16 protein-coding genes are annotated in these 20520 nt (G+C 67.8%); 6 read left to right on the top strand and 10 right to left on the bottom strand.

The window, feature by feature from the left end:
• Window positions 1–106: 106 nt before the first annotated feature.
• Together MYSTI_RS15635 and MYSTI_RS15630 are read left to right on the top strand one after the other, a co-directional pair.
• Window positions 107–1504 carry an OmpA family protein gene (locus tag MYSTI_RS15635; protein WP_044280445.1) on the top strand — a complete coding sequence of 466 codons (1398 nt, stop codon included), beginning with the start codon at window positions 107–109 and terminating at the stop codon, window positions 1502–1504.
• Complete coding sequence (locus MYSTI_RS15630; RefSeq protein ID WP_015348736.1) at window positions 1501–6333, top strand: Ig-like domain-containing protein; 4833 nt, start codon at window positions 1501–1503, stop codon at window positions 6331–6333. Before MYSTI_RS15635 ends, MYSTI_RS15630 begins: the two co-directional genes overlap by 4 nt.
• A gap of 60 nt (window positions 6334–6393) precedes the next feature.
• Here the strand turns inward: MYSTI_RS15630 and MYSTI_RS15625 are convergent, their stop codons facing one another.
• From MYSTI_RS15625 to MYSTI_RS15605, 5 genes are all read right to left on the bottom strand, one after another.
• Window positions 6394–6885 carry an STAS domain-containing protein gene (locus MYSTI_RS15625; protein ID WP_015348735.1) on the bottom strand — a complete coding sequence of 164 codons (492 nt, stop codon included), beginning with the start codon at window positions 6883–6885 and terminating at the stop codon, window positions 6394–6396.
• On the bottom strand, window positions 6882–7457 hold the full coding sequence (locus tag MYSTI_RS15620; protein ID WP_144370084.1) for a SpoIIE family protein phosphatase: 576 nt from the start codon (window positions 7455–7457) through the stop codon (window positions 6882–6884). Before MYSTI_RS15620 ends, MYSTI_RS15625 begins: the two co-directional genes overlap by 4 nt.
• Window positions 7448–8149 (bottom strand): ATP-binding protein, encoded by a 702-nt coding sequence (locus MYSTI_RS15615; protein WP_015348733.1) that lies wholly within the window; start codon window positions 8147–8149, stop codon window positions 7448–7450. The genes MYSTI_RS15620 and MYSTI_RS15615 overlap by 10 nt, the downstream gene beginning before the upstream one ends.
• On the bottom strand, window positions 8146–8556 hold the full coding sequence (locus MYSTI_RS15610; RefSeq protein ID WP_233278350.1) for an ATP-binding protein: 411 nt from the start codon (window positions 8554–8556) through the stop codon (window positions 8146–8148). The genes MYSTI_RS15615 and MYSTI_RS15610 overlap by 4 nt, the downstream gene beginning before the upstream one ends.
• Window positions 8557–8890: 334 nt before the next feature.
• Window positions 8891–9727, bottom strand: coding sequence for a class II glutamine amidotransferase (locus tag MYSTI_RS15605; RefSeq protein WP_015348731.1), 837 nt, complete (start codon window positions 9725–9727; stop codon window positions 8891–8893).
• Between the two features lie 199 nt (window positions 9728–9926).
• Between MYSTI_RS15605 and MYSTI_RS15600 the strand changes: the two genes are divergently transcribed.
• Window positions 9927–11534, top strand: coding sequence for an Hsp70 family protein (locus tag MYSTI_RS15600; RefSeq protein WP_015348730.1), 1608 nt, complete (start codon window positions 9927–9929; stop codon window positions 11532–11534).
• A 961-nt stretch (window positions 11535–12495) separates the two neighbouring features.
• On the opposite strand, the gene MYSTI_RS43830 is transcribed toward MYSTI_RS15600, so the two are convergent.
• Window positions 12496–12693, bottom strand: a complete 198-nt coding sequence (locus MYSTI_RS43830; protein ID WP_169558636.1) for a hypothetical protein — start codon at window positions 12691–12693, stop codon at window positions 12496–12498.
• A 122-nt stretch (window positions 12694–12815) separates the two neighbouring features.
• Here MYSTI_RS43830 and MYSTI_RS15595 point away from each other — a divergent pair, with 122 nt between their 5' ends.
• Together MYSTI_RS15595 and MYSTI_RS15590 are read left to right on the top strand one after the other, a co-directional pair.
• Window positions 12816–14006, top strand: coding sequence for a J domain-containing protein (locus MYSTI_RS15595; protein WP_233278285.1), 1191 nt, complete (start codon window positions 12816–12818; stop codon window positions 14004–14006).
• 27 nt (window positions 14007–14033) lie between these two features.
• Complete coding sequence (locus MYSTI_RS15590) at window positions 14034–14801, top strand: CvpA family protein (protein ID WP_015348728.1); 768 nt, start codon at window positions 14034–14036, stop codon at window positions 14799–14801.
• On the opposite strand, the gene clpX is transcribed toward MYSTI_RS15590, so the two are convergent.
• Window positions 14791–15858: an ATP-dependent Clp protease ATP-binding subunit ClpX gene (gene clpX, locus MYSTI_RS15585; RefSeq protein ID WP_015348727.1), complete on the bottom strand. Its 1068-nt coding sequence runs from the start codon at window positions 15856–15858 to the stop codon at window positions 14791–14793. The genes MYSTI_RS15590 and clpX overlap by 11 nt on opposite strands.
• A gap of 232 nt (window positions 15859–16090) precedes the next feature.
• Between clpX and speA the strand changes: the two genes are divergently transcribed.
• Complete coding sequence (speA, locus tag MYSTI_RS15580; RefSeq protein ID WP_015348726.1) at window positions 16091–18097, top strand: biosynthetic arginine decarboxylase; 2007 nt, start codon at window positions 16091–16093, stop codon at window positions 18095–18097.
• A gap of 78 nt (window positions 18098–18175) precedes the next feature.
• On the opposite strand, the gene MYSTI_RS15575 is transcribed toward speA, so the two are convergent.
• The 3 genes from MYSTI_RS15575 to MYSTI_RS15565 all read right to left on the bottom strand — a co-directional run bounded on the left by MYSTI_RS15575 (window position 18176) and on the right by MYSTI_RS15565 (window position 20483).
• Complete coding sequence (locus tag MYSTI_RS15575; RefSeq protein ID WP_015348725.1) at window positions 18176–18703, bottom strand: hypothetical protein; 528 nt, start codon at window positions 18701–18703, stop codon at window positions 18176–18178.
• 94 nt (window positions 18704–18797) lie between these two features.
• Window positions 18798–19232: an OsmC family protein gene (locus tag MYSTI_RS15570; protein ID WP_015348724.1), complete on the bottom strand. Its 435-nt coding sequence runs from the start codon at window positions 19230–19232 to the stop codon at window positions 18798–18800.
• A 27-nt stretch (window positions 19233–19259) separates the two neighbouring features.
• Window positions 19260–20483 (bottom strand): deoxyhypusine synthase family protein, encoded by a 1224-nt coding sequence (locus tag MYSTI_RS15565; protein ID WP_015348723.1) that lies wholly within the window; start codon window positions 20481–20483, stop codon window positions 19260–19262.
• Between the last annotated feature and the right edge of the window lie 37 nt (window positions 20484–20520).

The raw sequence follows: 20520 nt of genomic DNA, 5'->3' as shown, positions 1-20520 counted from the left end.
CTCCGGGCGTCAGCCGGCGCGTGTCCGCGGGCTGTCTCCCGCATGAGCTCTGTCTGTCGCGCGCCATGGGACGCGGATGAGTGGTGGGTGCGCCTGGTGGCAGCGGATGGGAACGGTGGCGGCCTTGCTGCTGGCTCAGGGGGCCTTGGCCCAGGAGTCGGTGCCTTTGCCGGACTTCGTCCTGGAGCGCCTGGAGGTGAACCCGGGCCCGGGGCCTCTCGCGACGGGAGGTGGCACCCTCCTGCGCGACGGTGAGCTCCGGGTGACGTTGCTCGGCCACTATCAACACGAGCCGCTGACCATCAACGACGGTGGGGAGACGATTCCCCTGTTGCGCAGCCGCTCCACGGGCGTGCTCGCGGTGGGCCTGGGCTTGAGCTCCCGGCTACAGCTCGATGTGCGTGTGCCCGTGATGACGCAGCGCGAAGGCGAAAGCCTGGACGCGCAGGGACTTTCGGCGCCGACACGGACCGGCCTGGGCTCGCCCCGCGTGGGGGCGCGGGTCGCCATCTTGAGGACGGAGGGAGATGACTCGGTGGATCTCGCCGCGGAGGTCGGCGTGGGACTCCCCTTCGGGACGGACGGGGCGCTGGCCCGCTCATCGGATACGAGCATCCTCGCCCGGGTGATGGTGGGTGGCAGCCTGGGCTCCATCCTGGCCCCGTCGTTCGAGATCGGCACCCTGCTGAGGTCCACGGCGACCATCACCGCCGAGAACCTGGAGGCGCGGGAGATCGGCTCGGAGCTCCGACTGGGCGCGGGCTTGATGACCACGGAGGGCCCGCTCAGGGGAGAGGTCTCGCTGAACGCGGGGCTCTCCTTCAAGCAGGCGCAGGGCGCGGTGGAGCTGCTCGGAGGCGCTCGCTATACGCCGAGGGAGGGCGTGGAGCTGTTCGCGCTGGGAGGCTTGGGGCTGGGCTCGGAGCCCGGCATTCCCCTCTTCCGGTTGGTCGCCGGCGTGTCGTTCTCCTACCTGCTGGGCGAGGACACGCGGCCCGACTCGGATTCGAGCATCGTGCATGAGTCCGTGCCCCTTCCCCTGCCCGGCTCGGGACGGCGGCCGGGTGAGGCGCGAGGGAGTCAGGCGTCGCTGATTCCGGGCCCGGGTGAGACCTCGCCCATCGCCAACGTGGCCAGGGACCGCTTCGTGCTCGAGGGGAAGGTGTACTTCCGCACCGCCAGCGCGGAGCTGCCCGCGGAGCTCGCGGACCTGGATCGCGCCGTGGAGATGATGCTGACGAATCCCTCGGTCGCGCTGATGACCGTGGATGGACACACGGATGATTCGCGAGCGGAGACGCTCAACCCACGCCTGGGGCGGGACCGGGCGGAGGCGGTATGGCGATACCTCGTGGAGCACGGGGTGCCGCCCAACAAGCTGCGGCTGCGGAGCTTCGGCCCCCAGCACCCCGCCCAGACCAACAGCACGCCCGAGGGCCGTGAGCGAAACCGCAGGGTCGAGCTCCTCCTCATGCTGCCTACGACCCAGGAACCGACACCATGAGAACACTTGGATGGATAAGAGTCCTGACTTGCGCCGTGGCCCTTGGCGCGCTCCCTGCGTTCGCCGAGGCGGATGTCTTCGGGCTGGGCGCTGGGCGTGACAAGACGCTCGAGGTCCAGGGCAACGAAAGCCGGGTCATCAACAGCTATGCGGCTGTGATTGCGCCCTTGAACAAGGGGGACCGGGAGATTCGGCTCGACACGCTCCAGGGCTTCGACGACGGCGACCTGGTGATGGTGTTGCAGATGCGTTACGTGGGGCCGGTGCCCGCGTCGTCGTTCATGGCGTTCACCCTGCCCCTGTTCGACGAGAGCCCCGTCGGCAAGTGGGAGATGGCGCGCGTGGAGCGAGCGTTTGGCCGGACGCTGACGCTCACGAGGCCGCTGCGCCATGACTTCGCGGCCCCGTATTCCCAGGTCATCCGGGTCCCCGAGTTCAAGAGCGTCACGGTTCACCCGATGGGTGAAATCAAGGCGCGGAACTGGGATGGGTCCACGGGCGGCGTGGTGGCCTTCCTCGTTGACGGAACGCTGCACAACAACGGCGTCATCACCGCGAGCGGCGCGGGGTTCCAGCAGGGCTGGGCCCGTGAGCCGGCGGAGTCGCTCACGGGATGTGCGGACTTCGGCGGAGCGTGTGAGCCCGTCTCCCAGGACGTGTTGCTGCGCCGTCTGCCCATGGGCGGTGGCGGCGCCATCTTCTTCCGTGCGCATGCGCTCACGGGGGCGGGCCGGATCGAGGCCAAGGGGCTGGAAGGTGAAGGGGCGCCTGGCGGAGGCAGCATCTCCGCGCGACTGGTCGAGCGAGCCGAGTGCGAGGTGATGAGTGTACAGGGAGCCCCGGGCGGGTCTCCGTGGTTGTCCGGTGCACAGGGGGTCATGGGAGGAGGCACCATCCTGCTCCAAGCGGGCGCGCTGGCGGGCTGCCCCGTACAGTCACGGGATCTCCTTGCCCGAGCCTTTGGTGAATCAAGTGGCGACATTGGCGCCCACGTCTTGCTGGACCACGCCCTGCTCATTCCAGTGGAGCCTGTTGTCACCGCACCGAAGGATGGAGCGCGAATCAAGGGACCGAAGCCTCGCGTCGCTGGCCGTGGAGACCCGGGCACGACCGTCATCCTGAGCCTGGCGGATGCAGAGAAAGCCGCATTGAGTGAGTTCGAACTTCCCGCCACACAGGTGGACAAGGCTGGTGACTTCTCATTCGTGCTCACCACACCGCTCGCGGATGGCACGTATCGAATCACTGCTCAAAGTGAGTTCGAGGGACTCGCCAGCGGGTCGAGTACTCCCGTCTACTTCACGGTGGATTCCCTGATTCCTTCCGAAGCACCGGTCATCGCAAGTCCTGGAGAGAATGACCATGTCAAACAGTCCCAGCCGGTCATCTCAGGCACCGCCACCGACTCAGTCAGAGTCGTTGTCAAGCTCACCGATGGAGGAATCGTGGGCGAGGCGGAGGTGGTTGATGGCGACTGGTCGCTGACACCCACCGCCGAATTCGCCGACGGCGAGGTCAAGGTGACCGCCACCGGCCTCGACGAGACAGGGGCTGCCGGCCCTGTGTCAGCCTCCCGGAGATTCACTGTCGACACAGAGAGTCCTCCGCCCCCACAGATGACAGCCCCTTCCGATGGAGCCTTCCTCAGGGTCGCTCCTGTACAGATCTTGGGAATGGCCGATGGGGGCACGACCCTCGTGCGGGTCTCATTGAATGACGTTGCCATGGGCGAGGTCGCGGTCCTGAGCAATACGTGGGATGCAGGGGTGAGTGGCACGGTGAAAGAGGGAAAGAACACCCTGGAGGCCGTCGCCATTGACTTCGCTGGAAACGAGAGCGACGCATCCACGCAGATCTTCTTTTTGGATACTCTGCCTCCCGGTCCTCCAACCATCGACACACCTGATGCAGGCACCGAGATCAACACGACCACGCCGCTCCTCGCGGGCACCGCGGAAGCGAATCATCACGTCACTCTCACCTTCGATGGCGGCATCATTGGTACCGCCACGGCGGGAGCTGATGAGCGATGGGAGTTGGAACTTCCCACGCCCGACTTTCCGGGCTTCCCTGATGGCTCCATCAGGGTGCTGGCCACCGCATCCGACGACGCGGGCAACTCGAGCGACGCAAGCACGCATCTCTTCACGGTAGACATCACCGCCCCCTCCGCTCCCGTATTCCTGACCCCTGATGAGGGCTCATCCATCGCGGACTCCGGGCCATTGTTCTCCGGTACCGCCGAACGCAACAGCACGGTGAGACTCCGATACATCGATGGCGGTGTCTTTGGCACCGCAATCACAGACGACGCTGGCTCATGGTCACTGCCGGATCGCGTGTCCTTCTCGGATGGGCTCATCGCCGTCAACGCAATCGCCACCGACCGAGCAGGCAATACCAGTGGCGCGGGGACGCGCACCTTCACGATTGACACGACGCCGCCCACATTCCTCACGTTCAGCAAGCCCGACGCGGGGACCCACGTGAGTGACGAAACACCGACTCTTTCGGGCACCACGCCAGCCGGCAGTTGGGTGCACCTTTCTCGCAAGGCAGAGCCCACCAACATCTTCCTCGAAAAAGTCAGGGCAGACAGCAACGACCGATGGGAATACGAGGTCCCCTTGATCCAGAAGTTCCCGCAGGGGCCTATCACCATCATAGCCACTGCCTCCGATGCGTTGGGCAACACCACTCCCGAAGTCTTTCATGAATTCATAGTGGACACCCATGCCCCGGCGCGCCCAGTCATCACCGCCCCCAGCACCGCAGTGGTCAGCAGTGACAAGCCAATCATCCAAGGAACTGTCGATGGTGGAACGACGTTATGGCTCGTCATCGACGGGGCGCGTGCTGACTTCAGCGACATCGACGCCTCCACCCCCGTAAACAGCAACGGGAGCTGGTCCTACACCCTTCAGGCAGCCCTTCCTGAAGACACCTATACACTCACGGCCTACGCGACCGACCTCGCGGCCAATCGCGGGGCAACCACACAGCAGCAAACCTTCGAGGTCGACACCTCGCCTCCGAAGGCCCCCACCATCACCGAGCCCACGGGAGGCACATGGGGCCCCGATGGAGGAGTATTCAAGGGGAGCGCCGAGCCAGGAAGCGTGGTCAATGTCTTCTTCAACGACAACAAGGTGGCCAGCGCGACCGCGGATTCTTCCGGAGTCTGGTCCGTGCAGAAGCAATCGGGTCTGCCTCATGGGAACGACTTCGACATGACGGCCAGCGCCACGGATGCCTTCCAGCGAGAGGGCCCGCGAAGCACTCCCGCCATCAAGATCTCCGTGGACATCGAGCCCCCCCAGGTTCTCAGGATCACCATCCCCCAGCCCAATCAACCCCTGAACAAGACGCTTCCGGATATCAGTGGCGAATCCGAACCTGGAGCGCTGGTGACGGTCTCCATCAATGGAATCGCTGAGCCCTCCGTGACAACGAAGCCCGATGGGACATGGAAGGCGTCATCGTCCAAGACGCTCCAGGAGGGCAACCCACCGATCCAGCACAACGTGCAGGTCAAAGCAGTCGACAGTCTGGGGAATGAGACACCCTTGCAGTCCGCTGTCCCCTTCACCATCGACACCAAGAAACCCGTCACGAAGATCGACTACCCAGCAAAGCCAGACACAATCTTCACCAACGGGAATGTCCTCATTGGCGGAACCACGGAAGCCAACAGCACCGTCTACGTCAGCTTGGGCACGACGACGCTTCCGAACATTGAGGTCAAGGGCGATGGGCGGTGGGAATACAAACCCACATCTCCACTCCCTGATGACAAGCACACCCTGAATATCCATTCCGTAGACAGGGCGGGAAACATCGAGGACACCTTCGCATACAAGTTCGAGGTTGACTCGAAGAGGCCCAACGCCCCTATTCTGCTAGAGCCAGTGGAAAACACTCGCACGAACACGAATAACCCCATCACCTTCTCCGGAACCTTCACGCCCCCGTGCGACCTCACGGTGTTCATCGACAAAGACTCGTACAGCAACAACATCACAGTCGTGAACACCCAATGGACGTTCAACTCCCCTCGAGATCTGGCGGAAGGCCCCCACGAAATCAAGGCAACATGCACGGACAAAGCGGGCTGGGTGAGCGAGGCGTCCAACATGCACACCCTCGTCGTGGACAGGAGTTCTCCCGGAGCCCCGGATTTCTCGAGTCCGGCGTCGGGCGCCAGCGTGGGTCCCAACACCCCTGACTTCGGCATCATCAGCGGGACGACAGAGGGTTCCGCGACCGTCACCGTGCTCCACAACGGAAACTCGACGGGAAAAGACCTCACGGCCGATAGCGCTGGCGTCTGGTCCCTCAAGGTGGCGTTGGCATCACAGAGGGATGGTCTTCAGACGTTCGAAGCCAAGGCGCGAGACGTCGCGGGCAACACGGGCCCCTTGTCCCTTCCCCATACGTTCATCCTGGATACCAAGGACCCCGTGACAGTGGTGGAGGGATTGCCGACAGGCATCAGCACGCTCTCCACGGTCACCTTCACGATGACCACGAGGGAGGAGGAGCACGACGTCAGGTTCGAGTGCACCCACAACGAGGGCCCCCCTGTCGAATGCCGCAGCCCCTATTCACTCCGTGCGCTCACGGAAGGACCCCAAAGCCTGACGATCAAAGCGACGGATGCCGCGAAGAACGTCGAGAAGGCTCCCCAAACCTACACCTGGGAGTTCAAGCGGCCCAAGACAGTGGAGGGCGGCGGCGTGGGTTGCTCCAGCACCGCGGGCGCCATTCCGAGCGTCCTGCTCTGGCTGGCGTGGGCCGGGTGGCTCCGAGTCCGCCGTCGCCAGAGCTGAGTCACGAACATGCGCCATCGAGCCGAGTGGAGACACCCGGCTCGATGGGCACCCACCTCTTCAGACGACCGAGGACCGAGGCGCCACCACCGCCTCCAGGCCCAGCATCTCATCCGCGAGCTTCTGGGCCGCCTCGCGCTCCGACTCCGCCGTGCGCGCGCCCACCGCGGTGATTCCCAGCAGCGACAAACCCTCCTCCAGCCCCAGCGCCGTCTCCACGCCGTCCAGCTGAATCCCCATGCTCTGCAGCGTGAGCGCCACATCCGCGCCCATGCCACACAGCACCGTGCGAGTCCCCATCAGCCGAGCCGAGCCCGCAAGCCGCGCCAGCACCGCGCACAGGTGGCTGTCCACCAGCCACAGGCCGGAGATATCCACCACCATGCCCTTGGCGCCCGTGCGCTGGATGTCCGCCAGCACATCCGAGCAGAGCTGCGCGGCCTGCGCGTCGGTGATGTCACCCTGGAGGGGGACGATGAGCTGTCCCCACAGCGGGATGATGGGAATGCGCGACAGCTCGCGCGCGTGCCGCGGAAGGTCCGAGATGCTCATGACGGCTCCACGTCCGCCACCAGCACGGTGGCGTCATCGGTGGTACGGCCAAAGCGCTCTAGCAGGAACGCACAGGCCATGTCAGGGGACTGCGTTCGGACCTGCTCCAGGTCCACTCGAAAGCTCAACCCATCGCTGAAGAGGGCCACCCGGTCCCCCACCACCAGCGGCGTCGACAGCGTCCGCAGCGTGCGGAACGACTGCCCCAGGATGCCCGGCGTGGGAAGCACCGGCACCCGCGTGCCCACCGTGCGCAGCTCCACGTTCCCCACGCCCGCACAGTGCAGCGTGTGTCCGTCGAACACCGCGAGCATCGCCGCCGCGCCCCGCCCGTGCTTCAGCGCCACATGGAGCGCCTCCGCCACGGACGCCACCGAGGAGCTCAACGCCACCTGGCCCAGACACCGCAGCGCCTCGGCCGAGGCCTGCGCCGCGGCCGGACCGTGCCCCAAGGCGTCCACCACCGCGAGCAACGTGTACGGCCCCTCCCGGCGCACCAACACCCCGTCGCCGTTCTCCACCTCGCCCACCTTCGGGCGCGTCAGGTGGGCCGCCGACAACCTCACAGCCACACCTCGAACTCCACCTGCGTCCCGGCGATGCCGGTGTTCACCTCGAACTTGTCCGCCAGCCGCTTGACGCCCAAGAGCCCCAACCCCATCCCCGTCTTGCTCCGGTACGTCCCCGACAGCACCCGGTCCAGCTCGGGAATGCCCCGCCCCTGGTCCTCGGCGCGCACGCGCAAGAGCTTGCGCGGCGACTGCACGGGAATCAGCTGGATGGTGCCGCCCCCCGCATACGAAATCTGGTTGCGCGCCAGCTCGCTCACCGCCGTCGCGACCTTCTGGCATTCATAGCCACGCCCCCCCAACGCCTCGCACATCGCACGCGCCGACAGCCGCGCATGGCTCGCGTCCGCCTCCGTCCGCACCAGGTACGTCGTGGGCCGAGCCTCCGGGGTCGCCGCCGCGGCGGCCGGGGGGCTCGGCTCCCGCAGGCCGAGCGACGGCGCGGACGCCGCCGAGGCCTTCGCCATCACGGCCCTGAGCTTCGCGGCCAGGTCCGGCCTCCGAGCCGCGTCCACGAAGTGCCGCGTCGCCGGCTCCAGCGCATCGATGACCCGAGGCAGCTCCGCCACGCTCATCGTATCCGCCGACACCCGCAGCGACTCCAGCGTGCCGCGCAACACCAACCGCGCGGCGGTCTCCGACATGAAGTGCTGCAATACACTCAACAGCTGAGCGCTCAACATGCCCCGGCTCACCACGTTCTCCTCGCCTCCCGTGTCATGCGCTTGCGAGCAAACACTTCCAGCCCCCCACCCTCGCGGTTGGACACGCGGACCTCGTCGGTCAGCCGTCGCACCGCGGCGCCACCTTCTCCCAGACTCTCCCCCGGCAACGGCCCCGGACGGCCCTCCCGGCCCGCGAAGAGCCGCTCGGGCTCCGTCATGCCAGGGCCTCGGTCCAACGCGCGGATGCAGAGCCAGGCGTCCTCGCGCCACAGCTCCACCGTCCCACCCTGCCGCGTGTGGCGGACCAGGTTGGTGGCCAGCTCACTCACCACCAGGGCCACCTCCGCGCTGGACGCCGCCGACAACCCCGACTCCCGTCCGAACCGCCGCGCCAACGACGCGGCCACCACCGAGTCCACCGGATGGCGAACCACCACGGTCAACCGCGACTCAGGCACCACTGTGGACACTTGGGGCGACGGCAAAATCAGTCCCTGAGGAATCTGCTGGAGATTGCGAGAGTGAGAATCAGGCAATGAATGCCCGCGGATTGTAAAGAGGTTCACAATCCACCCCGCAACTCCGCTGCTCATCCCCGCAAGCGGTGTCCGAGTTACTTGATTTTGCTGTTTACAATCCATGTTTCACTGGCTCGCGCCAGCACGCTTCGGGATTTCCGTGCGTCAACACACGAGGCACCCCAAGCGCCAGGGGCGGAAACACCCCGCGCGACGCGCGTGAGACTCTACACGCGGGGAGCGCCCCGAGCGCTCAAGTTCCGGTGACGAGCTGAACCTGGAGGTCCGGCCCCACGGCGAGCGTGGTGCCGCGAGGCAACTCCACCCAGCTTCCCGGGCGCTTCAAGTGACTGGCGACGACGACGGTGCGGCGGCGGCGGTGGGCCCCCACCGCGGGCTGCGTCTCGGGAGTGCTCGCCGTCACACCGCAGGGCTCACACTCCGTGCCGCCTTCCAGGCGTGAGTAATACAGCGGCTCCTCGCCGAACCGGCAGGCCACCAGGATGAAGCCATTGGTGGCCACCAGGTTCAGGGTGGAGGCGCGGGGGATGCCTGCCTCCATGGAGCGCTTGATGACCTCGCGAGCGGTGTCCGCCAGGAGTCCCCCGGCGACCCGCGCCTCCAGCCGAGGATCATCCGTGCGCCCCACGTCCCGCAGGTGACGCAGGAAGACGCCGAACAGCACCTCGCTGTCGGTCGACCCACGCACCAGGCGCTGGATGTGTTCGGGCAGCGACGCCATCAGCGGTGCACGCAGTGCGTCGAAGCCACTCACACTGCCCTGGTGGGCGAACAACCAGCGGCGCGCTCGGAAGGGCTGGGTGTTCTCCTCGAACGAGAGGCCCACGGGCAGCCGGCTCGCATGGAACAGCAGGGCCTCCGACTCGTTGGGTGGGGCCAGCTGCGCGAGTGAAGGGTCCGCTTCCGCACTGGAGAAGCGCCGCAGGAGGACCTCATCCTGGGCATAGGCCCCCACTCCCATCGCGTTGGCCCGAGGCTCCGTCTGCACGAGCACCTGCCCCGCGAGCCGGTGCAGCTCGCACTTCAGCAGATTCGGGTCCGACGTGAGGGCGGCAAGGACAACGGACATGAGGGAGAACTCCTTTTCCCCATAGATAATGACGTCCCATTCCCCCCTCAAGCCAGCACCCCCGACTGGTCAACTCATCGCTAAGTGCCTGAAATAGCTAGGCTTTACATTGCACGAACATTGACACGTCCGGCGGAGGCTCCTAACCTCCGGGCGCTTCACCGACGGCCTCGGGCTCGAGCCCTTCACCGGAGATGGAATGTCGGACGACATCGCAATCGGCATCGACCTCGGCACGTCGTACTCGTGCGTGTCGGTGGTCCAGGACGGCCAGCCCCTCGTCATCCCCAATGAGTGGGGCGAGACGACGCATGCCTCCTGCGTGTCCTTCCTCGAGGATGGCTCGGTGCTGGTGGGCAACGCCGCGAAGAAGAACATCATCACCAGCCCGGAGATGACGGTGTACTCCGCGAAGCGGCTCATCGGGCGCTACTACTTCTCCGACGAGGTGAAGAAGGCGCAGGCGGTGATGCCGTATCGGATTGTCGAGGGCGACAACAACTCGGTGCGCATCGGTGTGCGGGAGCGGACGTATTCGTTGCCGGAGATCTCCGCGCTGGTGCTCAAGGAGATGAAGGCGGTGGCGGAGACGTACCTGGGCCGCGAGGTGACCAAGGCCGTGGTCACCGTGCCCGCGTACTTCAACGACAACCAGCGCCAGGCCACCAAGGACGCCGGTCGCATCGCGGGGCTGGAGGTGCTTCGCATCCTCAACGAGCCCACCGCCGCGGCGCTGGCGTACGGTTTCGGACGGGACGTCAATCAGCGCGTCGTCGTGTATGACCTGGGCGGCGGCACGTTCGACGTGTCCATCCTGGAGATTGGCAAGGACGTCTTCGAGGTGCTCGCGACGGCGGGCGACACGTACCTGGGCGGCGACGACTTCGACGACCGCATCATGACGTACCTGGCGGACGACTTCCTGGGCAAGACGCGGTTGGATTTGCGGCAGAACAAGTTCTGTCTGCAGATGCTGAAGGAGGCCGCGGAGAAGGCGAAGATCGACGTGGGGCAGACGGGCCACGCGGACATCCTCTGCGCGGGCATCTGCCAGGACGCGCAGGGCAACGTGATGGACCTGCGCAACACGCTCAACCAGGACCAGTTCAACCGGATGGTGATGGACCTGGTGCAGCGCACGTTCAAGGTGTGCGACGAGGCGCTGCAGAGTGCGCGGCTGACGGCGGCGGACATCGACGCGGTCATCCTGGTGGGTGGACCGACGCGGCTGCCCATCATCCGCAACTCGGTGAAGCACTACTTCCAGAAGGCGCCGCTGGAGGGAATCAATCCCGACCAGGTCGTGGCGATGGGCGCGGCGCTCCAGTCGCATGCGCTGCTGGACAGCAAGACGGAGACGTTCCTGGTGGACGTCACGCCGCTGACGCTGCGCATCGGCACGGTGGGTGGGTACACCGAGAAGATCATCGACAAGAACACGCCGGTGCCCATCGACCGCTCGAAGGCGTTCACCACCAGCCGCGATGGCCAGGAGAAGGTGAAGATTCGCGTGTATCAGGGCGAGTCCAACCGGGCCGATGAGTGCGAGATGCTCGGCGAGTTCGAGTTCGCGGGGTTCCGCATCGGGTATCGCGGCGAGGTGAAGATCGAGGTCACCTTCGAGATCAACACCGATGGCCTGGTGAACGTCTCCGCGTGTGACACGGAGACGGGTCAGAAGACGTCGACGACCATCACGCTGTCGTCCGGCATGACCGAGGCCGACATCCAGAAGTCCATCCAGGCGAACCGGAGCACCCGTCTCGCCGGGCACCACAACACCGACCTGCCCGCCGTGGCCCAGTAGACGACCCCGATGTCCGAGCCATCCGATCCCAGCTCCGGCAAGCCGCCGGGAGGCCCGCCCGGGACACCGGCGGCTCCCGCGCGTCCCGCCATTCCACGGATGACGGCCGCCGTGCCGACCACGCCCGCACCCGTCGCGAAGCCGGTGGCCTCGGCACAGGCGGCCCCTCCCGGGGTCGCCGCGCCCTCCGTGCCCCAGTCACAGCGGCCCACGGTGTCCATCCCCGCGGTCTCCGCGCCAGCGCCGCAGCGGATGAGTGCCACGGGGCTGCCCACCGTGAGTGCCTCCACGCCCGCGGGTGCCAGGCCCACGGTGGCGGCGATGCCGGCGGTGGGTGCGCCCGCCGCGGTGCCGCAACAGCCTTCGGCAGCACGCGCGGGGATGCCACCGCCGCCGCCGGGTGGAGAGGTGGCGCGAGGGGCCGTGCCTCCCGCTCCGCCTGTTTCGGGGCCTGATCCACGTGGGACGCCCGTGGGGCTCGCGTCTCCGGGTGCAGGAGCCACGGCGCCGCGAGCCGTGCCCGGGACTCCCGCGCCGCGTGTCGCGCCCGTGGGGCTCGCGTCTCCGGGTGCAGGAGCAGTGGCGCCGCAAGCCGTGCCCGGGACTCCCGCGCCGCCTGTTTCGGGGCCTGATCCACGTGGGACGCCCGTGGGGCTCGCGCCTCCGGGTGCAGGAGCCACGGCGCCGCGAGCCGTGCCCGGGACTCCCGCGCCGCGTGTCGCGCCCGTGGGTGCGCAGCCCGGAGTGTCTCCGGCATCCGCGCCGCCCGGTGTCGCGGCGAGCAGCCTGCCGCAAAGCGGGGTGCCCACGTCGGCAACAGGTGCAGGAGCTCCGCTGACTCCCGCGCCCGTCACGGTTCGCGGAGCACAGCCGGGAGTGGCCGCGCCGCTCTCGGGTACGCCGCCTCGCGTTGCTGGCACGCCCTCGGCAGCACCTCCGCCCGCGCCCGGCGACAGGCCTCTCACTGCGGCGCCAGTCGCGGGCCGCGCATCCGGAGCCGTTCCTCCCGCGACGGCTCCAATCGCGGGGCCCACTGCCAGCGCAGTGCCTCCTGCGCCTGTCGCGAGCAGGGCGCCAGGGGCCGTGCCTCCGACTCCTGCTCCAGTCGCGAGCCTCCGACACGGCGCAGTGCCTCCTGATCCGGTCGCGAGCCGGACATCAGGCGCAGTGCCTCCCACGCCCGCTCCGGTCACGGGCCCCGCGCCTCGCGCTCCAGTGGCGGGCACGAATCCTCCTCCGGTCTCCACCGTACAGGGTGCGCCCGTGGCGCGAGCGGCCCCCGTGGGAAGTACACCCCCGCCCGTTGCTCCGGGCATCGCGCCTGTGCCGGCGGTTCCCTCCGTCCGCCCCGTCGCGCAAGGTGTGCCCACCATCGCGCCGATGGCCCCCTCCGCCTCGCAAGGTGTGCCCTCCGTCGCGCCGATGGCCCCCTCCGCCTCGCAAGGTGTGCCCTCCGTCCCGCCGATGGCCCCCTCCATCGCACCGATGGTGCCCTCCATCGCGCCCGCAGTGCCCGCGCTCCAGCCGCAGGCCGCCGCGGCTCCTCGCCCCATCGTCCCGAGCATTCCCGCCGCGCCCGCGACTCCGCCGCGCCCTCCGCCGACGCTCGCCGTCGGACAGGTCGCACCGCCTCCGCCCCCAGGCTCCCCGCCCCAACCGCGTCCAGGCTCCCGGCCGACCATGTCGCTCCCGGCGATCGCCCCCGCCTCGCTGCCGCCCCGTCCCCCTCCTGCGGGAACCGTGGCGCCCGTGGCCGCCGCGCCTCGAGCCCCCTCGGTCAGCCCCGTGGTGCCGCCCATCGCGCCGGCGATCCCCTCGGTGGCGCCGCTGACGCCACCTCCACCTCCCGCGAGCGCGGTGTCTCCACCGCCTCCGCCGGGCAGCGCGGGCAAGGGCACCGGGCTCGACGCGAACCAGCTCGCGGACCTCGCGTCGCGCTGCGCGAAGCTGGACCAGCTCGACTACTTCGAGGTGCTCCTGCTGGAGCGCACCGCCGCTCCCGCCGACATCAAGAAGGCGTTCTACCGCGAGAGCCGCACGTACCACCCGGACCGCTTCTTCCACATCACGGACAAGCTCCTGAAGGAGCAGGTCCACGAGCTCTACAAGCGCGTCACCGAGGCCTACTACGTCCTGCGCGACGACACGAAGCGCAAGAAGTACCTCGCCGACATCTCGAGCCCGGAGCGCGCCCAGAAGCTGCGCTTCACCGAGGCCTCCGAGGCGGAGACCAAGGCCGCCGCGAAGAAGGAGCAGGAGGAGCAGATCGGCACCCACCCCAAGGGACGCCAGTTCTACCAACAGGCCCAGAAGGACATCGAGGCCAACAACTGGTCCGCCGCCGAGCGGAACCTCAAGATGGCCCTCACCTACGAGCCCTCCAACGCGCGCTACAAGGAGAGCCTCCTCGAAGCCCAGAAGCGTCTGCAGGAAGAGTCCAAGGGCAAGGGCGACTCGTTCAAGATTCGCTGACGCCACGCGGAGGCGCCGGAAAGCCCCATGGTCATCGACCTCATCATCCTGGGCATGGTGCTGTTCTTCGGCCTCATCGGCGCCTTCACCGGGGCGTCGCGCCAGGTGGCCAACTGGGTGGGCCTCGCGCTGGGCTACTTCGCCTCACGCAAGCTGGGGCCGCTCGTCGCGCCCCACATGGCGGAGGCCCTCGACGGCCCGCTGCTCGTCGGCCTCGTCGCCGGCACGGTGCTCCTCTTCATCTGCGTGTGGCTCTCGGTCCGCTACGCGCTGGGCTCGCTCCTCCAGCGCTTCCTCGCCACCGGCAAGGACAACCAGGACCGCAGCGTGGACCGGCTGCTGGGCTTCCTGCTCGGCGCGGGAAAGACGGCCGCCTTCGCGTGGCTGGCCCTCAGCGCGCTCGCCTTCTTCGAGCAGCACGTCATCGTCGCCGGCCGGCGCCTGGGTGTCTCCCCCCACGACTCGCTGGCCGCCCAGGCCGCGCGCCGCTTCAACCTCTTCGAGATGACCCAGTTCGCCCCCATGGACGACATGGTCCAGGTGGCGAAGGCGGCGGGAGACCCGGAGCGCGCGGCCCAGCTCAAGAACGACCCCGCCTACAAGGCCCTGCGCAAGGACCCGCGCTTCCTGAAGCTGCTCCAGGACGACAAGGTGAAGCAGGCGCTCGCGCGAGGAGACACCGCCGCGCTCCTGCGCAACGACCTGGTCCTCCAGCTCATCCAGGACCCGGACGTGGCCGCGCGCCTGGGAGCGGCGGCCCGAGCCTCCGAGCGTCACGACGACGTCACACGTTGAGCTGCACGGCATCCAGCCCCTTCAGCCGCGCGCGCACGTAGTCCGCGTCCACGCGAAGATGCCGCTTGCGATGTTCGGGAGCCTCGAACATGACATCCGCCATGACGTGCTCCAGGATGGAGCGCAGCCCGCGAGCCCCCAGCCCGCGAGACACCGAGTAGTGCACCACCTCGCGGAGGGCCGCGTCATCGAAGTCCAGCTCCAGGTCATCCATGGCCAGCAGCTCATGAAACTCCCGGACGATGGAGTCCGGCGGCTCCGTGAGGACGCGCATCAGCTCCGGCTCGCCCAAGAGCTCCAGCTGCACCACCACCGGCAGGCGCCCGAGGAACTCCGCCAGCATCCCGAACTCCACCAGCTGCCGGGTGCTGATGCGCCTGCGCAAGCGGGCCGCGGCATCCGCGCCGAAGCCCAGCGGCCGGCTGGACTCGTCCCCCGCGTCGTGCAGGTCGCTGAAGGTGCCCGCGCAGATGAAGAGGATGTCGCGCGTGTCCACCTGCACGAAGTCGCTCTTGTTCCACGCCTGGGTGACGTTGAGCGGCACGTAGACCTCGCGCCCCTCCAGGAGCTTGAGCAGGCCCTGCTGGACACCCTCCCCGCCGATGTCCCGGCTGCCCGCACCGTTGCGGGCGCCCTGCGAGCGGCGGGCAATCTTGTCCACCTCGTCCACGAAGATGATGCCCCGCTGCGTGTCCTCGACGGAGTGGTTCGCCTTGAGGAGCAGGTCGGAGATCATCACCTCCACGTCCTTCCCGTAGTAGCCCGCCTCCGTGTACTCGGTGGCGTCCACGGTGGTGAACGGCACGTGGAGGATGTCCGCCAGGTTGCGGGCGATGTGCGTCTTGCCGCTCCCGGTGGGGCCGATGAGCAGGATGTTGGACTTCTTGATGAGCGACTGCCGCCTCACCCTGCGGGCCTGGACCCGCTTGAGGTGGTTGTGGGCGGCGATGGCCACCGCGCGCTTCGCGGCGTCCTGGCCGATGACGTAGCGGTCCAGCCGCTCATAGATTTCCCGAGGGGTCAGCGGCGCTTCTTCCCTGCGTGCGGACGGCTCCATGTACCCTCCCCTTCTCACCACGCGGCCTCTCGAACCTTCGAGGAAAGGGTAGGAATCGGATGGAAGGTCCGCCCGTCAGGACAGGGACCCGAGGAGGCCGCTTGCCCGGCCGCTCGTCCCCTTTTCAGCCGGCTGTTGAATGATGGGGGGCTTTCCTATAGTTCCCGCGCCCCTCGAGTGTTGACCGCAGTCCACCCTCACGACGTTCCTCCCTGGGAGCCTCGAACCGACGATGCCCGCTAACGCCCCTCCGCACCGCTGGACCCTCGCTGACGCGCATGAGCTCTATGGAATCCGGAACTGGGGCTCGCCCTATTTCGGAATCAATGACAAGGGCCACGTCTGCGTCCACCCGGACGGGCCCCAGGCCCCCAGCATGGACCTCAAGGACCTGGTGGACGAAGTCCGCCGCCGGGGAATCGGCCTGCCGTTGCTCCTGCGCTTCACGGATGTGTTGCGCCACCGCGTGGTGCACCTCAACGAAGCCTTCCGCAAGGCGATGACCGACCAGGGCTTCAAGGGCGGCTATCGGGGCGTCTACCCCATCAAGGTGAACCAGCACCGCTACGTGGTGGAGACCATCATCGAGGCGGGCAAGGGCTACAACTACGGCCTGGAGGCCGGCAGCAAGCCCGAGCTGATGGCGGTGATGGCGCTGCTCGAGAACGAGGACGCGCTCGTCATCTGCAACGGCTACAAGGATGAGGAGTACATCGAGACGGCCCTGTTCTATTCGCGCCTGGGCCGCAACGTCATCCTCGTGGTGGAGAAGCCCAGCGAGCTGCCCCTCATCGCCGAGGTGGCGCGCCGCACCGGCATCACCCCGCGCCTGGGCATGCGCGTGAAGCTGTCCACGCGTGGCGCCGGTAAGTGGGAGGCCAGCGGCGGAGACCGCTCCAAGTTCGGCCTGTCCTCGTCGGAGCTGATGGGCTGCATCGGCTTCATGAAGGACACGGGCCTGCTGCCCGCGTTCGAGCTCTTGCACTTCCACCTGGGAAGCCAGATCTCCAACATCCGCAACGTGAAGAACGCGCTGCGCGAGGTGGGCTGCTTCTACGTGGAGGTGGCGCGGCAGGGCGCGCCGCTGAAGTACCTGGACGTCGGCGGCGGCCTGGGCGTGGACTACGACGGCTCGCAGACGAACTTCGCCTCGTCGATGAACTACACGACGGAGGAGTACGCCAACGACGTGGTGTTCGGCGTCATGGAGGCGTGTGACCGCGCGGGCGTGCCCCACCCCACGCTGGTCTCCGAGTCCGGCCGCGCCGTCGTCGCCCACCACGCGGTGCTGGTGGTGGACGTGCTGGGCACCAGCGAGTTCGACCCGGTGAGCGTGCCGGACAAGGTGGACGACAAGGCGCCCTCCGTGGTGCGCAACCTGCTGGCCACCTACCGCGAGGTGACGAACAAGAACCTCCTGGAGGCGTGGCACGACGCGCAGGACGCCAAGGAGGAGAGCCTCACGCTCTTCTCGCTGGGCCACCTGTCGCTCGAGCAGCGCGTGGCGGCGGAGAACATCTACTGGGCCACCTGCCACAAGATCATGCGCATCGCGCGTGAGGCGGGCGAGATGCCGGAGGAGCTGGAGTCGCTGGAGAAGTCGCTGAGCGACACCTACTTCTGCAACTTCTCGGTGTTCCAGTCGCTGCCGGACTCGTGGGCCATCGACCAGCTGTTCCCGATGATGCCCATCCACCGGCTCGCGGAGAAGCCCACGCGTCGCGCGACGCTGGCGGACATCACCTGCGACTCGGACGGGAAGATCGAGCACTTCATCGACAAGCGCGAGGTGAAGGACGCGCTGGAGCTGCACGCGCTCAACGATGACGACTACTACGTGGGCATCTTCCTGGTCGGCGCGTACCAGGAGATCCTCGGCGACCTGCACAACCTCTTCGGAGACACGCACACCGTGCAGGTGTCGCTGGCGCCCAACGGCGGCTACCTCATCGACCACGTGGTGGCCGGTGACACGGTGACCGAGGTCCTCAACTACGTCAGCTACAACAAGGACGACCTCGTCGCCCGGCTGCGCAAGTTCACCGAGATGGCCCTGCGCCAGGGTCGCATCTCCCTGGACGAGTCGCGCACCCTGCTGCGCATGTACGAGGACGGCCTGTCCGGTTACACGTACCTGGAGCGCGGCGTGGACGCGACCTTCACCGGAAGCGCCAGCCAGCTGAAGCTCCTGCCCCAGCCGGACGCGACGCGCCCGCCCGTGGTTCCGTCGGGCACGTAGTCCCTGGACGACAGCCCCGAGCGCACTCCGCCCTCCGCCGCCCCGACCCGCTCGGGTGCGCCGGGGGGCGTGGTGTCTTCAGTAGCTGGCGATGGCGGGCTCCCCCGCGCCGAAGGGCGTGGACACGTCCGCGAAGGCCACGTCCGCGGCGCGGGCGCGCAGGCGCTGGAGGGCCGCCTTCTGCACGTCGGCCCGGGCGATGAGGACCTCGAAGTCGAAGGCGGACAGGCGCAGGTCCTGGAGCTGGAGGCGCGCCAGCGTGCTCCACAGGGAGATGCGGCCCTCGGTGCCGGTGCACAGGGCCTCCAGCTCCACCAGGCGGCTCAGCGGCGAGTAGCGCACCCAGGAGCCGTTGAGCTTCAGGCGCCCCACCTTCTCCGCGACCCACGCGGCGCGGGACTTGAGTGCGTCCGAGCGCAGGCCCATCACCCGCATCACGGCCTCGAGCGTGTGCTGGTCCTCGCGCAGCTCGGGGATGAGTCCGGCGAGGAAGTGGCCCACGGGGTTGCTGTGATTCTCCGACTCCGTCCTCCGCGCCAGCGCGATGCCGGCCACGGAGCCCGCGTGGTGGTCGCTGAGGTAGATGCCGAGCCGCTTCGCGTCCATGCCACCCCTCCCGTGTCGGGAAAGGCTCTGCATGCTGGGGCCCCCTGGCAGCGACGGCCAGGAGGCTCTCTCGCAAGGCGGCCGAGCGGCCGACTCAGTCCGGGTAGCTGAACGTCACGGGCAGCTTCACGTCGGGGTGGAGGCTGCGCGCCACCGGACACTCGCGGCCGACCTGCTCCAGGCGGGAGCGGTTCTCGGCGGAGAGGCCCGCGGGCATCTGGATGTCCAGCACCAGCTCACCGATGCGGCGCGGCGGCGGCGTCATGCGCTTCTCCACGCGGGCGCGAATCTCCCCCAGGGAGATGCCCTCGCGCGAGGCGAACAGGTGCATCGTCGTCACCGCGCAGGACATCAGCGCCGCGCCCACCAGGTCCGTGGGAGAGAAGCTGCCGCCGGTGCCGCCGTTGTCTCGCGGCGCCTCCGTCGCGAAGCCCGAGCCGGAGGGCCCGTGGGAGAGCTGCGTCTTGAACTGGGGGTGGCTGACCAGGGTCATCACCACGCCGGTTGCGGGGGGCTGTTGCTGGCTCATGTCGAAGCTCCTCGGGGCCTGTGGGTTTCAGCGGACGTAGGTGTCGTGCTTCGCCGCGTCCTTGGACGTGGAAGGCTCGGCGTCCCCCACGCTCCAGTCCAGCGTCTTCATCAGCGACTTGCGCCGCTTCTGCACGTCGGCGTCCAGGAACTTCACGGCCTCGGGCAGCCGGTCCATCAGCCGCATGGGCTTGCGCTTGTTCTTGGGGTCGTTGAGCAGCGCGTGCGTGAGCCAGGGGAACACGGCCGTCACGTCGCAGTGCACGTACACGGAGCCCGTCTCCACGGCCTCCACGGAGACCTTGCCCCAGGTGTGGCCCTCGCCCGCGGGGCAGCTGGAGAGCGCGCCGTTGTCCACCGGGTCCACGCAGAACTGCAGGTCGATGTCGAAGCCCGCCGTGGGGACGTTGAGGATCTGGTCCAGCAGCGGCTCCCCCTGGAGGGTGTAGTTCTTGGGCACGCCGCCGCCGAGAATCCAGATGGCCAGCCGCTTGCTGCCGTTGTGGCGGCAGAAGTGCTGCATCGCGGCCATGGAGTAGACGTCGTCGTTGATGTCGAGCTCGAACTTGAACTCGGGGCCGAGCAGGCGCTTGAGCTTGACGATGTTGAGGAAGATGGAGCCGTCCTGCACGGCGCCGACCCAGATGGGCACCGCGTGCTTGTAGCAGGTGGAGAGCAGCGAGGGCTGCTTCACGCCGAGCTGCTTCTCGATGCCGTGGATGGCCTTGCCGAGCAGGTAGTGGAACTCCGGCGTGGTCATCTTCTTCTGGAACTCGGGCTGCCGGATGATGGCGGAGAAGAGGCGGTCGGTGTCGAGGAGCGCCTCCTCCCAGAAGCCCAGGTCGTAGATGCGGATGATGCGCGCCAGGCGGTACTGGAGGTCGCCCGCGTTGGGGTTCACCTCTCGGATGGCGTGGCCGATGATGCGGTGGGCGTCGTGGTAGAGGTTGGCGCCCGTCGTGGTGATGGCGGAGATGACGCCCTTCTCGATGAGCGGGATGAGACAGCTCTGGTGGAGGCCCGCGGGCGTCATGGCGCCGGACAGCGTGAGGAAGATGGACGCGTCCTGTTCCATCGACTGGCACATGAGCTCGAACGCCGTGCGCTCCTGGCGTCCCACGTAGGCGCTGAAGGCGTGGGCCAGCAGCTCCGCCGGCTTCTCCTTGCCAGTGATGGGGCGCGGGTCCGCCTTGCGCGCGCCGGAGTACGCGGCACGCAGGGACTTCTTCGGGTTCGAGGGGGTCTTGGCCATGGCGCGGCGATCTAACACCGCCCGCGCGTCAAGGGCA

Origin of the sequence: Myxococcus stipitatus DSM 14675, assembly GCF_000331735.1 — a bacterium.
In the GTDB taxonomy this organism is placed as follows: Bacteria; Myxococcota; Myxococcia; order Myxococcales; family Myxococcaceae; genus Myxococcus; species Myxococcus stipitatus.
Note: the sequence above shows the minus strand (reverse complement) of the source record. Positions and strands in the feature narration are given on the sequence as shown.